The organism is Rhizobium sp. UFLA01-1127, from assembly GCF_059803845.1.
Genome location: NZ_JAUQTZ010000145.1, coordinates 1 through 15,545, shown reverse-complemented (window position 1 = coordinate 15,545; position 15,545 = coordinate 1). Strand labels below are relative to the sequence as shown.

The following is a 15,545-nucleotide window of genomic DNA, read 5'->3' as shown; positions in this document are numbered from 1 at the left end:
GACATAGGCGACTGCGGTCACGCGCCTTCCGTCGGCCAGACGGATGGGGAGTGTCTTTTCGAGGTAGACATTGGTGACGAGTTCGCGCTCGCGCAAATAGGCCAGCACCTCCTCCCAGATGGGAGCCGCAACGCGAAAGGCCATGCCGCGGCAGGAACCGCCGCGATCGAGGCCAAGAACCAGGCCGGGGTTCTCCTCCGTGCCGCGATGAACCCAGGAACGGACGCAAAGCGAGCGGCGATAGCCGAAAATCAGGGCCTCGGCCCTTTCGTCATGACCGAAGCCCGGATTCCACATAAGCGATCCGTAGCCAAACACCCAAAATTCGTCCATATCCAACGCCAAATCACTGTGAAGCTTCAGTCCAACCATTGGAGAACAACATGGCAGCGTCAAGCCAGAGCGTAACGACCGGTCGAGGCAAACGTCCGTGGCTCATTCTTCTTGGGCTGATAGTGGTCCTGGCGGGTTTGTACACCGGCGGATGGTACTACGCGACCAGTTTCGTCAGGACCAGCGTCCTGAAAGCGCTCGGCCAGCAGAACAGCGCCGGCATTGCCGGCAAATGCGGGAACATGGCCTTCAACGGCTTTCCCTTCTCCATCGGCCTGACCTGTGACACCGTGACAGTCGACAACCAGACGCGGGGTGTCTCCACCAATTTCGACGGGCTCAGCGCTTCCGCACCGGTCTTCCAGCCCAACCATGTGAGCTGGAGCCTGAAATCTCCCGCCAAATTGCAGACGACCGAGGGCCTGACCGTATCGGCCGAATGGGCCGACCTGCAATCGAGCCTCGTTGCCAAGGGCCGCGGCGTCGCGCAGACCCAGACTGTCATCGAAGGGCTGAAAGCCGGCATCGCCTCCTCCGTCACCGGCCAAAGCGTCGATGTCACCGCTGCCCATACGGAGATGCATGCCAGCCAGAACGGCAGCGATCTCGATTTCGCCATCGGCGTCGAAAACGCCAATGCCGTGATCAAGGATTTTCCGCAGACCCTACCGACCGCTTCGACCAGCGCCAACGTGACGCTGTCAGGCAAGGCAGGTCTGCTCGACGGCAGCGACCGCGAAGGGCTTCGCGGCGCCGCGGGCGTGCTGCATCAAGCCGTCATCGATATTGGCGACGGCCGCATCATGACGCTTTCCGGCCCCTTCAATTTCGACGATCAGGGTTTTCTGTCCGGCCAGTTCAAGCTGGAAATCAACCAAATCGGGCCTTGGGGCGATAGCCTGACCGCCACGCTTCCCGCCGCCAAGAGCATCATCAATACAGCCACCAAGATGCTGAAGGCGCTTGCCAATGGCGGCGACAAGGTCTCCGTTCCGCTGACCGCCGATCGCGGCCGCCTCTCGCTGAGCGGCTTCATCCCGCTCGGCAAGATCCCGCCGATCTGAGAGCCTGAAACCTTCGCCACAGCCGCGTCACAAACACCCCTCATCCGCCCTTTCAGGCACCTTCTCCCCGAGGGGAGAAGGCAGAAAGGCGGCTATTCCTTCACATCCAGCGCGTGACGGCCGAAGTCGGGCACGTCGACATCCTGGCCGGCTTCGACGATCGAGCGGCGGATGGCGCGCGTACGGGTGAAAAGGTCGAAAATCTTGTCCCCGTCACCCCAGCGGATGGCACGCTGCAGCGATGCCAGATCCTCCGAGAAGCGCGACAGCATTTCCAGAATGGCATCGCGGTTATGCAGGCAGACATCGCGCCACATAGTCGGATCGGACGCGGCAAGGCGGGTGAAGTCGCGGAAACCGGAGGCCGAATATTTGATGACTTCCGACTCGGTCACCGTTTCCAGATCGTCGGCGGTGCCGACGATGTTGTAGGCGATCAGATGCGGCAGATGCGAGACGATCGCCAGCACCTTGTCGTGATGCTCCGGGTCCATTTCGTCGACACGGGAGCCCAAGGTCTCCCAGAAGCCGCGAAGCGTCTTGATCGCGGCCTCGTCGGTGCCCGGAACGGGCGTGAAAATGCACCAGCGTCCCTTGAACAGCCCCGGAAAACCAGCATCCGGGCCGGATTTCTCCGTACCTGCCAGCGGATGGCCTGGGATGAAATGCACGTTGGGCGGCATATGCGGCTGCATCTGCGCGATGACCGACGCCTTGGTCGAGCCGACATCGGTGACGATGGCGCCCGGCTTCAGATGCGCGGCGATTTCCTTGGCGACGCTCTCCGAGGCTCCCACAGGCACGGAAACGATGACGAGATCGGCGCCTTTCACTGCTTCGGCTGAAGACGGCGTATAACGGTCACCGAGCTTCAGCTCTTCGGCACGTTTCAGCGTCTCGGCACTGCGCGTCGAGATCACCACTTCCTTGGCAAGGCCGAGGCGCTTGATATCGTGGGCGATGGAGGAGCCGATCAGGCCGATGCCGATCAGCGCGATGCGGTCGAACTGGATGTTGCTCATGCCTTGCGCCCCATAAATTCGGTCAGAGCGGCGATCACGCCGAGATTGGCCTCTTCGGTGCCGATGCTCAGACGCAGCGAATTCGGGAAGCCATAGGCACGCACGGCGCGCAGGATATAGCCGCGGCTCGTCAGGAAATCATCGGCCTCCGCGGCACGCTTGCCGTCGCTGTCCGGGAAATGGATCAGGACGAAATTCGCAACCGACGGCGTCACCTTGAGGTCGAGGGCCTCGAGCGCGGCCGTCACCTTCCCGATCCAGAGCGTGTTATACGCAACGGCCGTTTCGGTGAAGGCCTGGTCGCGAATGGCAGCCGCTCCGGCGGCGATGGCAGCCGTGTTCATGTTGAACGGGGCACGCACGCGGTTGATCGCATCGACGATATCGACCGGGGCATACATCCAGCCGATGCGAAGCGCCGCAAGGCCATAAACCTTGGAGAAGGTGCGGGTCATGACGACGTTCTGGTTTGCCGAAACGAGTTCAAGGCCTGCCTCATAGTCGTTGCGGCGGACATATTCGGCATAGGCGGCATCGAGCACGAGGATGACGTGCTTCGGCAGGCCCGCCTGCAGGCGGCGGATCTCACTGACTGGAACATAAGTTCCTGTGGGATTGGCGGGGTTGGCAATGAAGACCATTTTGGTCTTCTCCGTGACCGCCGCGAGGATCGCGTCGATATCGACGGTGCAATCCTTTTCCTTGACCGTCACGGGCGTCGCGCCGGCCGCCATGATCTGGATCTTGTAGACCAGGAAGCCGTGCTCGGTAATGATGCCTTCGTCACCGGTGCCGAGATAGGTGTGGCAGAGCAGGCCGAGCAATTCGTCAGAGCCATTGCCGCAAAGAATATTGGCCACATTCAGCCCGTGGACATCGGCGATCGCCTGGCGCAATTCCTTGGCCTGCCCGTCCGGATAGCGCTCCAGATGCCCGGCAGCGCCGCGGAAAGCTTCGATGGCCTTCGGGCTGGCGCCAAGCGGCGTCTCATTCGAGGAAAGCTTGAACACGCGCGCAACGCCCGGCGCATGCTCCTTGCCCGGCACATAGGCAGCGATATCGAGAATGCCGGAACGCGGGACGGGCTTGCTCATTTCCATGCTCATGGGATCGACCTTGGGAAGGACCGGAAAATTCCGGCTTATGACACCCCGTCGCATTAATGCGGATTGACAAATTTGTCGAGTGTGACGCTGCGGCGAAAGCGTCACGCGCCATCACGTGTCGTCGGTATGCCGCGCGGCGCCAGCACCGGCACGAAGACACGGCGCGAGGCGCGAACCGCAACCGGCAGCCCCTGATAAAGCCGCTTCTGCGCCTCGACGATGATGACGCCGGAAAAGGCGGGCCAAAGAGTGCGGCCGATCCGTTCGAAGGCGCGGCGCAGCCGCAGGACGGTCCGCAGCTTGGAAGGAGGAAAGAACAGCGCCTCCGCGCTCGCGCCCGGCGTGAAATTGGTTTCGCGCAGCAGCGAAGTGAGCTGGCCCCGCGAATAGGGGCGGCCGGAGCCGAACGGCGTATGCTCCATGCGCGCCCACACGCCGGTACGGTTCGGCACGACAATGACCAGCCGGCCGCCAGGTGCCAGAACACGCCAAAGCTCCTTCAGCGTCTCGCGCGGGCTTTCGGCAAATTCCAGCGAATGCACCATCAGCACGCGGTCGATCGAACTGTCGGGCAATGGCAGCTCTTCATCAAAGATCAGGGCCGTCGACGATGCGGAACCCATAGGCCAGTTCACCGCACCCTGCCCCGCCGGCATGAAGGCGAAAGTACGCTCCGTATCGGCGCGAAAGCGGTCGAGATAGGGAACGGCATAGCCGAGACCGACGAGCCGCTCCTCCGGCATGCGCGCCCAGATAGAGGAAAGCGCCATGGCGATCGACTGCTCCGCCAAGCGACCGAGCTCGGAATGATAAAACTGGCGGAGATCGACGATATCGGTATGCATCGAAACAAATGTTATCAGCCGAGCGTTGGACTTCAAGGCCGAACGTCTTACATTCTCTACTCACGGAAAAGACGAGGACGATTTCGACCATGAAACCATTGGAATTAGAGATTTTTATCTGCCGTTCCGACAATTACGGCGTCTTGGTCCATGATCCCGAAACCGGACTGACGGCATCGATCGACGCTCCGGAGGCGGAGGCGGTCCTGAAGGCAGCCGATCGTCGCGGCTGGACCATCAGCCACATCTTGACCACACATCACCATACCGATCATGTCGAGGGCAATCTGGCGCTCAAGGAGCAGTTCGGCTGCGAGATCGTCGGTCCGATCAACGAGGCCGTCGCCATTCCCGGCCTCGATCGCGCGGTCAGCGACGGCGACACGTTCGAATTTGCCGGCCATACGGTCAATGTCATCGAAACGCCCGGCCATACCGCCGGCCATGTCTGCTACCACTTCGCCGACGACAAGCTGCTCTTTGCCGCTGACACGCTGTTTGCGCTCGGATGCGGCCGCCTGTTCGAACGGCCGGCGGCGGATATGTGGACCTCCCTGCAGAAGCTCGCCGCCCTGCCGGACGAAACGGCCGTTTATTTCGGCCACGAATATACACTCTCCAACGCCCGCTTCGCATTGACCATCGATCCCGGCAACGAGCGGCTGAAGGCGCGCGCCGCAGATATCGAAGCGTTGCGGGCGCAAGGCAAGTTCACCATTCCGACGACACTGGCGCTGGAAAAGGAAACCAATCCGTTCCTGCGCGCCGCCGATCCTGCGATCCGCCGCAACCTGCTGATGGAAAGCCGCAGCAACGAAGAAGTCTTCGCCGAGATCCGCAAGCGCAAGGACAATTTCTGATGCAGGCAAAAGAGATCATCGAAACGCTTTCCATGCAGCGGCATCCGGAAGGCGGCTGGTATGTGCAGACCTTTCGCGACGAGAACGGCGGCGCGCGCGGTCATTCCACGGCGATCTATTATCTGCTGGAAGCGGGCGAACGCTCGCATTGGCACCGGGTGCACGATGCCGCCGAGGTCTGGCACTATTATGCCGGCGCGCCTCTCGCTTTGCATCGCTCGGCCGACGGCAAGGCCAGCGAAAAGCTCGTACTCGGCATCGATCTGGCAAAGGGCGAGCGCCCGCAGGCCATTATCCCGGCCAACTGGTGGCAATCTGCCGAAAGCCTTGGCGCATTCACGCTCGTCGGCTGTACTGTCGCGCCCGGCTTCGAATTTTCGAGCTTCGAGATGGCGCCGCCGGATTGGAAGCCGGCGTCGGACTGAGACCTTTTTACCTTTCATTGACATCACGCGGAATGCGGCCGGACGGCGCGCAGCGATAGCCTTGAAAAAGTGATGCGCTGTGTCAGCTTTACACGGGGAAAGTGAAAATTGATTCATCTGGAGGAGGTTTTTTCGTGCGTTTGTTGTTTCCTTTGCTCGTCGCGGCAGGCTGCGTCATGAGTGCCCCTGTCTTTGCCCTCGATGCACCGGCTTCGCCGCCGCCCGAAAAGCCTCTGAAAAACTTCGTGACCTCGGTCGAGAAAGACGGGTCGATCGCCTTCCGGCTCTACGCACCGATGGCAAAGGCGGTTTCCGTCACCTTGGGCTCGCGCGATCCCATCGCCATGCAGCGTGGCGACGACGGCACATGGAGCGCCAAGACGGAGGTGCTGAAGCCGGATCTCTACGAATATTACTTCAACGTCGACGGCTTCCGCAGCATCGACCCCGGCACCAACGCGCCCAAGCCGCAGCGGCAGGTCAATACCAGCCTGATCCTGGTGCCCGGCAGCATACTCGACACCCGCAACGTGCCGCATGGCGACCTGCGGCTGGTGACCCTGCATTCCAAGGCGCTCGATTCGGAGCGGCAGATGTATGTCTACACGCCGCCCGGCTACACCGATTCCTCCAAACCACTGCCGGTGCTCTACCTCTATCACGGCTTTGGCGATACGGTGGGGTCCTGGGTCCTCCAGGGCCGCGCTCCGCAGATCCTCGACAATCTCCTTGCCGAAAAGAAGATCGAGCCGATGATCGTCGTCATCCCCGATACGGAAACCGACGTACCGAACGCGATCGCCGAAAACTTCCCCGCCGCCGATCGCCGCGCAAACTTCTATCCGGCGAATGCCGAGGCAGCCGATCGCGAGCTGACCGAAGATCTTATTCCGTATATGAAGAAGCATTATCGGGTGCGAAACGAAACCAGCGGCCGCGCCGTTGCCGGGCTGTCACAGGGCGGCTATCAAGCTCTCGTATCCGGCCTCTCGCATCTGGACACGTTCGGCTGGGTCGCGACCTTCAGCGGCGTCAGCACGACGACCGTACCGAACAAGACCGTCGATACAGTGCTGAACGAACCGGAGAAGATCAACAAGGCTCTGCACAACTTCACGGTGACGGTAGGAAGCAAGGACCAGATCGTCGGCAAGGACGTCGCCGGCCTGAAAGCGACGCTGGACGAGAAGAAGATCAAGCACGAATACCACGAATATCCGGACCTCCAGCACGAGATGGATGTCTGGCGGCCGTCGCTCGTTGCCTTCCTGGAAAAGGTCTTCAAGAAATAGCAATCAGATCTGGCCGTAGACTCCTCGCTTGGCCAGCGGCTTCACGAGTTTACGGCCAGACGGCACTCCGGAGATTGGAAGCATGGCACTCAAGCGGATGGACAATGTCGGAATCGTCGTCGAAGACCTAGAAGGGACGATTGATTTCTTTCGCGAACTTGGTCTCGAGCTCGAAGGACGGGCCACGATCGAAGGAGAATGGGCCGGGCGCATCACCGGGCTGGGCGACCAGCGCGTCGAGATCGCCATGATGCGTACACCGGACGGTCATAGCCGGCTCGAGCTCTCCCGCTTCCTCGCGCCCCCTGTCGTCGCGGATCACCGCAACGCCCCGGTCAACGCTCTCGGATACCTCCGCGTCATGTTCGCCGTCGATGACCTTGACGAAACGCTTGAGAGGCTCCGCACGCGCGGCGCGCAGCTCGTAGGCGAAGTGGTCCAATATGAAGACGCATATCGGCTCTGCTACATCCGTGGGCCTGAAGGGCTCCTCATCGGACTCGCCCAGGAACTCCGCTGAGTGCAATACGGCAGCAATAGAAGGAACTGGCAGCGACTGCGGCGGAGCTATTCCGCCGCTTCGGCCTGCGTCCCTTCAGCACGATCCTGGCGCAGGATCATGCGGTGCGCGGCAAGCACCGCGCCACCGGTCACAAGAAGGCAGGCAAGCGCAATGCCCCAGCTCGGTTCGGCAAAACCGAACAGCGTCAGGATCAGCGTCGACAGCAGCGGCGCGGCATAGCTTGCCGCGCCGAGGATCTGGATATCGCCGTTCTTGACACCGTAATCCCAGGCATAGAAGGCCGCCCCGACCGGAAAGAGGCCCAATCCGAGCACGGCCATCCACTGGGCCGCGCTTTCCGGCCAGATTGTCTCCTCCAGGGCAAGATGGCAAAAGAAGGAGAGGACAGCTGTCGCGAGGCAGAACAGGGTTACCACGTCGGTAGACACGGCCTCGAAACGGCGCGTGATCAGCGAATAGCCGGACCAGGTGAAGGCGCAGAGAAAGGCCGCGCCATAGCCGACGGCGTAAGCACCTTCGAAATGGAAGCCGTTACGGCCGACGATGAGAACCGTGCCCGAAAGGCCCATCAAAGCGCCGAGAATATGATACCAGCGCAACCGCTCGCCGGGCAGCAGCGCCGAGCCGACGACGATCAGCAGCGGCCAGAGATAGGCGATCAAACCAGCCTCGACCGCCGGCGCATGACGCAGTGCTGTAAAATAGAGGAAATGATAGCCGAACAAACCCGCAATGCCCGTGATCCAGACCTTGGCAGGCTGGCGCAGCAGTTGCAGCCGCTCCGGCTTCGAGAGAAGGACGGCGATGCCCGGAATGCTGCCGATCGCAAAGCAGACGGCAAGCAGCTGAAAGGGCGGCATCTTGCCGGAGGCAACGGTCAGAAGCGCCAGAAACGACCACATCAGAATGGCTGAAAAGCCTGTCAGCGTCGCGCGAAATTTCATCCCTGCCCCAGCCTATTGCTGCGGACGTCTGCGGCCCGCTAAAGCAACCCCATGAAAAATGCAAAAAAATCTTCTACCGAAAATTGAGTAGAAATAACCGGGAAAATCGTCAAGCGTTTCTGTGAAACGGCCGCCCGGTCTAGCTGCCGTATTTCACCGCCGTAATCGTCACCGTCCCATATTGTGTGGGTATGCGGACATAGACCGGAGCATAGACATTCATGGTGTCGGCCTTGGCGAACCAGATCTCCATATTGTCGCTCTTGGCGAGATAGAGATAGTCCTTGCGCGTGCTCTTGTAGCCGCTCTTCGGGGTGAAGCGCACACCGCAGGCGATGGTCTTGCCCTTGAAGCCATCCGTCGAGAAGGGATGCGATCCCTTCGGCGACAGCTTCAGATCCATCCGCATTTCACCATCGAAAACAGCCAACGTCTGGCTGCAGAGATTGAGGCTGGGCGTGATCGGAAAGATCATGCCCGATATCGGATCGAGCACGGACTTCAAGTCGCTTTCCGTAACGGGGACCCAGGTATCCGACCGCTTTGGTTCGGGCGTGATCGTGTTCGATGTCACATTGCCGTTGGTATAGGCGACATCGTAGGTCCGCTCCTTTCTGCCGCTCTTGTAGAAGAGCGTGTAGTGCGTCGCCTGCAGCTTGGTGTCGTTGACGACGCCGGTCACATCGGTCTTCGCATCGATGGACGTGACGAGATCCGCAAGACCGGCCGAGGTGATATCGCCGCGGATCGTGAATTGCTTACCGGTGACCTCCGTCTTGAAATCGGCTCTTGCGATCGGCAGGCCGGCCAGCGAGACGCGATAGCGCGTTTCATGGCGCAGCGCGTCGGCCAATGCCAGCGACGGCATCGACGCAACGATAGCTGAAATGAGAAGCCACTTCCGAATTTGAACCATGAGCAAGGCCTTCAACGAGGATCAGGCAAGATATATCGCCTGCTGCGAGCGTCAGACAACAGCAGCTTTTTGACGGAATTGCGGGAAAACACAAGGTTTGGCTTGACGCGGCCGGCCTCTCTGACTATAGAACCGCAACTTTCCAATTACGGCCTGTTGGATTGCGTGTCGGGTTTTGCCCGGGATGACTATTCGATGGCCTAGAAAAACAAAAGTAGGTGTACCATGTCCCGCATGTGCGAATTGACCGGCAAGGCCGTCCTCGTGGGCAACAATGTCAGCCACGCCAACAACAAGACCAAGCGTCGGTTCCTGCCGAACCTCTGCCAGGTCACGCTGATCTCCGACGTTCTCGGCCAGCGCTACCGTCTGCGCGTTTCCGCTGCAGCGCTCCGTTCGGTCGAGCATCGCGGTGGTCTGGACGCTTTCCTCCTGAAGGCAAGCGAAAACGAACTCAGCATGCGCGCTCGCCTGCTGCGTCGCCAGATCGTCAAGAAGTCCGCTGAAGCTGCCGTTGCTGCCTAAGCAGCACTAACGTTTCGCGATTTCATACCGGCTAAGAGGCTTGCACGGATAATCTCCGGACAAGCCTTTTTCCATGTCCGGTCTGTTCCAACTGGTGGCATCTCCCAGGATAAAAAAATGCTGACGGCACGCCAAACCCTTATCTATGTTCTGCTGATGACGCTGGTCGTCGTCGCCTCCAACGTTCTTGTGCAGTATCCGCTGCAGGCTACGCTCGCCGGCATCAATCTCGCGGATATCCTCACCTGGGGCGCCTTTACCTATCCGGTCGCCTTCCTCATCACAGATCTGACCAACCGCCAATTTGGCCCCAAGGCTGCACGCAAGGTCGTGTTTGCCGGCTTCGTCGTCGGCGTCGCGCTGTCGTTCTATACGGCACAGCCGCGCATCGCGATCGCTTCCGGTTCGGCTTATCTCGCCGGCCAGCTGCTTGATATCTCGGTCTTCAACCGCCTTCGCCGTCTGGCATGGTGGCGCGCGCCGCTGTTCGGCTCGCTCATCGGTTCGATGCTGGATACGCTGATCTTCTTCTCCTTCGCCTTCGCGCCCTTCTTCGTCTTCTTCGGACCGAACGATCCCTTCGCGATCGAATGGGCGCCGATCCTCGGCGCCTTCTCCACTGCGGCGCCGCGGTGGATCTCCTGGGCGATCGGCGATTTCTCCGTCAAGATGACGGTCGGCCTCGTCATGCTGCTGCCTTACGGCGCACTGATGAACATGCTGAAGCCGATGCCGCAGGCTCCGACTGCCTGAGTAATCGATCGGCCCGCATCGCTTCTATTTCTGGCTGACGACACTCTCGTCGTTCAGGCGAAATTCGAGCATCAGGCTGCGCTGCAGGATCGAATGATTGTCATCCGAGACCAGGATGAGGTGAAGCGCGCCATCGGCGGCGCGGAAGACATCCAAGCCTTCCATATTGTCGATCTGGTCTCCGGGGCCAGCCTCGAAGATCACCCTGCCGTCCACGACCGCGCCAGGCTTGATGTCCGCTCCGGCTATCCGGCGGATGCGCACGCCAAGGCCGTGCATCAGTCCGAAACGGCGTTCCAGCAGCAAGAGATCCCCGTCAGGCAGAAAGACGCCGTCGCTGACACCGAAGCCGCAATGGCGCCGGACGGTGAAGCGCCCCTGTAGCGGTCCATCCAGCACGGCAGCAGACATATTCCCCTGATCGTCCAGGCTATCTTCGGTGACGATGACGGCGCCCCCGGCAAGCAAGCTCGATTGCGGCGCAATCATCAACGCCTCGAGGCTGCGGTTGGCGCGCAACTCGACTCTCGGGATCGGGATCGGCATCGTGCCATCCGGCAGCGAAATCTCGAAGCCGGGGTCCGGATAGACATCGACGCGGTGATACTGTTCATAACTGACGAGAACATGATCGCCGCGCAGCGCCAGTCCCTCCGAATCCATGCCGCCCTCGCCGGCATCGATGCCGCCATGGCGGTCGATCATCGGCACGATCCGTGCGTCGCCGATGCCCTTCAGCCGGCCATTTCCGTCACGTTCGATGGCCCCGGTCAGCCAATGGCCGGTATCCAGCACGGAAATGAAATGAAGTTGATCAGGGCGAAAGCGAATGGCGGAGATGGCGCCGAGAAGCGCATTGTCGGAGCTGAGTTCGAGGCCGCCGACGAATTCCAGCGAGCCGAATCTCGTTTCACTCGAGCCTGGCCTGAAAGTGGAAATTGCGGTGGCACGGATATTTGCCGGACCACCGTCTTCCTGATTATCGTCGCCCGAGCTGCATCCGGCGAGCAGCCCTGTCAAAGCGACCACCATGAAAGCGGCGCACGCCCTGCGCGCTCGCCGGCCTGAGAAAGCAGTGCCTCCGGGCGGAAAAGGCGCCGGCCGCAGGGCCGATGCCGAAAGGTGCAGCAGCGGGCTCAGCTCGCGCGGCGCATGCGCGAGCGCGGCATGCTCGTCTGGTCTTCGAACAGCGAGGCGAGCTGCTCCGTCATGGCGCCGGCAAGCTCGTCGGCATCAACGATGGTGACGGCGCGGCGATAGTACCGCGTCACGTCATGGCCGATACCGATCGCCAGCAGTTCCACCGGCGAACGCGTCTCGATCTGGTCGATCACGGCACGCAGATGCCGCTCCAGATAATTGCCCGGATTGACCGACAGCGTCGAGTCATCGACCGGCGCACCGTCCGAGATCATCATCAGGATACGGCGCTGCTCACGGCGACCGAGCAGGCGGTTATGCGCCCAGATCAGCGCCTCGCCGTCGATGTTCTCCTTGAGCAAGCCTTCGCGCATCATCAGCCCAAGATTGCTGCGCGCCCGTCGATAGGGCTCGTCCGCGGACTTGTAGATGATGTGGCGCAGATCGTTCAACCGGCCCGGCGTCTGCGGCTTGCCGCCGGCAAGCCATTTCTCGCGTGCCTGACCGCCTTTCCAGGCCTTGGTAGTGAAGCCGAGAATCTCGACCTTCACGCCGCAGCGCTCCAGTGTGCGCGCCAGGATGTCGGCGCAGGAAGCTGCAACCGTGATCGGCCGTCCGCGCATAGAGCCGGAATTGTCGATCAGCAGCGTCACGACCGTATCACGGAACTGCGTATCCCGCTCCATCTTGAAGGACAGCGCCTGCGTCGGGTCGATGATCAGGCGCGGCAGTCGAGCCGGATCGAGATATCCCTCTTCCAGATCGAAGTCCCAGGAGCGGTTCTGCTGCGCCATCAGGCGACGCTGCAGGCGGTTTGCCAGCCGGCCGACGGCGCCCTGCAGATGGGCGAGCTGCTTATCGAGGAAGGCGCGCAGGCGCTCGAGCTCGGCCACGTCGCACAGTTCCTGTGCGGTCGTGGTCTCGTCGAACTCCTCCGTATAGACGTGGTAGTCGACCTTCTCATTGAAATCGGCGAAGGGAGTATTCGGACGGCGGGTTTCGCCCGGCGTTTCCGAATCTTCCTCGCCTTCTTCGCTCATGTCGTCGTCGGAGATTTCACCGCCGTCTTCGGTCGCGCCGTCTTCCATCTGCTCATCGGAAGCTTCGCTGTCCTCGGCCGGCGCGGCATCGGAGCCCTCGTCTTCCTTGACGTCGTCGTTATCCTGATCCTCGCCGTTCGGCTTGTCCTCTTCGCTCGGCTGCTCCTCACTGTCGGGCTCGGATTGCTCGTCGCCATATTCCTCGGCCATTTCCATGGCGGTCAGAATGTTGCGCACGACGCGGGCGAAGCTCTGCTGGTCGTTGATGGACGAGAGCAGATTGTCCAGCTGACCGCCGGTCTTTTCCTCGATGAAAGGACGCCAGAGGTCCAGCACCTTGCCGGCGCTTTCCGGCGGCTTCTGACCGGTCAGCTTCTCGCGCACGATCATTGCCATGGCTTCGCCGATCGGCGCATCCTCGCGCCGTTCGATGCCGGAGAAATTCGCCTTGGCGTATTTTTCCGTATTCATCGAATTGAGGTTGGCGGCGACGCCGCTCATGCGCAGCGAACCGATCGATTCGACGCGCGCCTGCTCTACGGCATCGAAGACGCTGCGCGCGTCAGCGCCCTGGGGCGCCATGACGGCATGCACGCGCGCGTCGTGGCAGGCCAGCCGCAGGGCCATCGAATCCCCAAGCCCGCGGGTCACCGCGAGCTCATGCATTGTCGGCCGCTTCGAAAGCTCCGGCAAGCGGATGCGCTCGCCGGTCATACCCGGGCGTTCGTTGGCGAATGCCACTTCGACCTCGGCATCGCCGGCGATCGAGCGCACGCAGCCCGTAATCGCCCGGCGCAACGGCTCCATGTCCACCGGGGCGCCCGGCTTCGCTTTGGAATTATCTCCGCGACCTGACATGATGTATCGGCTTTTCCCTAAAGCAATTCCAGGAAAAATGCATAGCAGTTTTCTATCCGGAATTGCGCCAAAACAAAAAGATAGAACGTTTTCGCGATTCGAAGAAAAGCGGAAATGTTCTAGGCTTCGAGCACGATGTTGGCGGCACTTTCCTTCAGCTCGACGCCGAAGGCGCGCTGATAGTGCTCGGCGACCAGCGGGCGCTCCAGCTCGTCACACTTGTTGAGGAAGGTGACGCGGAAGGCAAAGGCGACATCGCCGAAGATTTCGGCGTTCTCGGCCCAGGTGATGACGGTACGCGGGCTCATGACGGTCGACAGATCGCCGTTCATGAAGGCCGCACGCGTCAGATCGGCGACGCGGACCATCTTGGAAACCGTATCGCGGCCCTTGTCGTTGCGGAAGGACTTCACTTTCGCCAGCACGATATCGACTTCATTGTTGTGCGGCAGATAGTTCAGCGTCGTCACGATCGACCAGCGGTCCATCTGCGCCTGGTTGATCTGCTGCGTGCCGTGATAGAGGCCGGTGGTGTCGCCGAGGCCGATGGTGTTGGCGGTCGCGAACAGGCGGAAAGCCGGGTGAGGACGGATGACGCGGCTCTGGTCGAGCAGGGTCAGGCGCCCCGAGGATTCCAGCACGCGCTGGATGACGAACATCACGTCCGGACGGCCGGCATCGTATTCGTCGAAGACGAGCGCGACATTGTGCTGGTAGGCCCAGGGCAGGATACCGTCCTTGAATTCGGTGACCTGCAGCCCGTCCTTGACGACGATCGCATCCTTGCCGACGAGATCGATACGGCTGACATGGCTGTCGAGGTTGATACGCACGCAGGGCCAGTTGAGGCGCGCGGCAACCTGCTCGATATGCGAGGACTTGCCGGTGCCGTGATAGCCGGAGATCATCACGCGGCGGTTGTGAGCGAAGCCGGCGAGAATGGCGAGCGTGGTCTCGCGATCGAAGAGGTAGTCCGTATCCAAATCGGGCACGTAGGCGCTGCCCTGGCTGTAGGCCGGAACGCGAATGTCGGAATCGATGCCGAAGACCTCACGAACCGAAACGGTGGTGTCGGGGATCTCGGAAATATCAAGGTCAATCTTGCTCATCATGTCTCCAGGGCGGGTGGCTCTCACCCTGCCATATCAAACTCAGCCGATTTATCCGAAACGCCGCAGCTTGTTGCCCGCATCCGTTCGGTCGGAACAGCGGCGATACTTCTCCGGGACTAAAGCAAAATCTCGGCGCGATGAAACGATCGCTTGCGAGCATCCTTGAACAGAGTCCCGGACAAGAAACGCCGCGTCCGGAAAGTTGGCCGAGGTGCAGCCAGCCAAATGCGCACCCTGCCGCGGTTGCCCGCAGCTTCAGCCGATTTGGACCATACCTGATTGAAGGCGGAGAGCAAGGACAGGAATTAACAAAAACCGTTCTGTTTCAATAATTGATAGGCCTGTATGACCTCCCGGAAACGTTCCTCGGAGCCGCGATCGCCGCCGTTGGCATCGGGATGATGCATTTTCACCAATTCCTTGTATCTGCGCTTGATATCCGGCGCCGAAGCGTTGGCGCCGAGCCCCATCGTGTCGAACGCTTTCGCCTCCAGCGTCTTAAGCTTGCGCTGCTGAGGGTAGCGCGGGCCGCCGCGGCCATCGCCATCCTTGACGAACCCGAATGGATCGCGAACCCTGCTGTAGGCGCCTGAGCGGATATCCGACTGCAGGGGGCTGTTCTTCGCCGCCTTGTTGACCCCGACCGTCCAGGTCGGACGGTGGCCGGTTATGGCTTCCTTCTGATAGCGCGCAATCTCCCCGTCCGAGAGGCCGGAGAAATAATTGTAGCCCTTGTTGTATTCCTTGACATGCTCGAAGCAGAACAAAAAGAACTGCCCTTCCGCAT

Annotated in this window: 17 protein-coding genes; 7 read left to right on the top strand and 10 right to left on the bottom strand. The window is 61.0% G+C overall.

The genetic code is table 11. The features are described from left to right. On the bottom strand, positions 1-372 hold a 372-nt coding region (locus tag Q4Q11_RS26410; protein ID WP_498571317.1), incomplete at its 3' end, for a gamma-glutamylcyclotransferase. 11 nt (positions 373-383) lie between these two features. Between Q4Q11_RS26410 and Q4Q11_RS26405 the strand changes: the two genes are divergently transcribed. Further along, positions 384-1,397: a DUF2125 domain-containing protein gene (locus Q4Q11_RS26405; protein WP_498571316.1), complete on the top strand. Its 1,014-nt coding sequence runs from the start codon at positions 384-386 to the stop codon at positions 1,395-1,397. 92 nt (positions 1,398-1,489) lie between these two features. Here the strand turns inward: Q4Q11_RS26405 and Q4Q11_RS26400 are convergent, their stop codons facing one another. From Q4Q11_RS26400 to Q4Q11_RS26390, 3 genes are all read right to left on the bottom strand, one after another. Further along, on the bottom strand, positions 1,490-2,419 hold the full coding sequence (locus Q4Q11_RS26400; protein WP_112504342.1) for a prephenate/arogenate dehydrogenase family protein: 930 nt from the start codon (positions 2,417-2,419) through the stop codon (positions 1,490-1,492). Further along, entirely contained in the window at positions 2,416-3,525 is a 1,110-nt protein-coding gene (gene hisC / locus Q4Q11_RS26395; protein ID WP_498571315.1) for a histidinol-phosphate transaminase, read from the bottom strand. The genes Q4Q11_RS26400 and hisC overlap by 4 nt, the downstream gene beginning before the upstream one ends. Before the next feature lie 101 nt (positions 3,526-3,626). Continuing rightward, the gene (locus tag Q4Q11_RS26390; RefSeq protein ID WP_112504346.1) at positions 3,627-4,406 is read right to left on the bottom strand and encodes a class I SAM-dependent methyltransferase; all 780 of its coding nucleotides are present in this window, start codon (positions 4,404-4,406) and stop codon (positions 3,627-3,629) included. 53 nt (positions 4,407-4,459) lie between these two features. On the opposite strand from Q4Q11_RS26390, the gene gloB reads away from it, so the two are divergent. The 4 genes from gloB to Q4Q11_RS26370 all read left to right on the top strand — a co-directional run bounded on the left by gloB (position 4,460) and on the right by Q4Q11_RS26370 (position 7,467). Continuing rightward, on the top strand, positions 4,460-5,230 hold the full coding sequence (gene gloB, locus Q4Q11_RS26385; protein WP_498571314.1) for a hydroxyacylglutathione hydrolase: 771 nt from the start codon (positions 4,460-4,462) through the stop codon (positions 5,228-5,230). Continuing rightward, on the top strand, positions 5,230-5,655 hold the full coding sequence (locus Q4Q11_RS26380) for a cupin domain-containing protein (protein ID WP_112504350.1): 426 nt from the start codon (positions 5,230-5,232) through the stop codon (positions 5,653-5,655). Before gloB ends, Q4Q11_RS26380 begins: the two co-directional genes overlap by 1 nt. 134 nt (positions 5,656-5,789) lie before the next feature. Further along, the gene (locus Q4Q11_RS26375) at positions 5,790-6,947 is read left to right on the top strand and encodes an alpha/beta hydrolase (RefSeq protein ID WP_113215330.1); all 1,158 of its coding nucleotides are present in this window, start codon (positions 5,790-5,792) and stop codon (positions 6,945-6,947) included. Positions 6,948-7,029: 82 nt separating this feature from the next. Further along, complete coding sequence (locus tag Q4Q11_RS26370) at positions 7,030-7,467, top strand: VOC family protein (protein WP_498571313.1); 438 nt, start codon at positions 7,030-7,032, stop codon at positions 7,465-7,467. A gap of 47 nt (positions 7,468-7,514) precedes the next feature. Here the strand turns inward: Q4Q11_RS26370 and yddG are convergent, their stop codons facing one another. Both yddG and Q4Q11_RS26360 read right to left on the bottom strand, forming a co-directional pair. Beyond that, complete coding sequence (gene yddG / locus Q4Q11_RS26365) at positions 7,515-8,414, bottom strand: aromatic amino acid exporter YddG (RefSeq protein WP_113336835.1); 900 nt, start codon at positions 8,412-8,414, stop codon at positions 7,515-7,517. 139 nt (positions 8,415-8,553) lie between these two features. Beyond that, positions 8,554-9,330: a DUF3108 domain-containing protein gene (locus Q4Q11_RS26360; RefSeq protein ID WP_112504356.1), complete on the bottom strand. Its 777-nt coding sequence runs from the start codon at positions 9,328-9,330 to the stop codon at positions 8,554-8,556. Positions 9,331-9,555: 225 nt separating this feature from the next. On the opposite strand from Q4Q11_RS26360, the gene rpmB reads away from it, so the two are divergent. Further along, on the top strand, positions 9,556-9,855 hold the full coding sequence (gene rpmB / locus Q4Q11_RS26355; protein WP_069612914.1) for a 50S ribosomal protein L28: 300 nt from the start codon (positions 9,556-9,558) through the stop codon (positions 9,853-9,855). A 117-nt stretch (positions 9,856-9,972) separates the two neighbouring features. Continuing rightward, complete coding sequence (locus tag Q4Q11_RS26350; RefSeq protein WP_112504358.1) at positions 9,973-10,608, top strand: queuosine precursor transporter; 636 nt, start codon at positions 9,973-9,975, stop codon at positions 10,606-10,608. A gap of 24 nt (positions 10,609-10,632) precedes the next feature. On the opposite strand, the gene Q4Q11_RS26345 is transcribed toward Q4Q11_RS26350, so the two are convergent. The 4 genes from Q4Q11_RS26345 to Q4Q11_RS26330 form a co-directional block, all read right to left on the bottom strand. Continuing rightward, positions 10,633-11,640 carry an esterase-like activity of phytase family protein gene (locus tag Q4Q11_RS26345; protein ID WP_113215333.1) on the bottom strand — a complete coding sequence of 336 codons (1,008 nt, stop codon included), beginning with the start codon at positions 11,638-11,640 and terminating at the stop codon, positions 10,633-10,635. 104 nt (positions 11,641-11,744) lie between these two features. Beyond that, positions 11,745-13,646, bottom strand: a complete 1,902-nt coding sequence (gene cobT, locus Q4Q11_RS26340) for a cobaltochelatase subunit CobT (RefSeq protein WP_112504361.1) — start codon at positions 13,644-13,646, stop codon at positions 11,745-11,747. Positions 13,647-13,765: 119 nt separating this feature from the next. Further along, positions 13,766-14,755: a cobaltochelatase subunit CobS gene (cobS, locus tag Q4Q11_RS26335; protein ID WP_095436016.1), complete on the bottom strand. Its 990-nt coding sequence runs from the start codon at positions 14,753-14,755 to the stop codon at positions 13,766-13,768. Positions 14,756-15,063: 308 nt separating this feature from the next. Further along, positions 15,064-15,545 (bottom strand): J domain-containing protein (locus Q4Q11_RS26330; protein WP_498571312.1); only part of this gene is annotated, 482 nt, incomplete at its 5' end.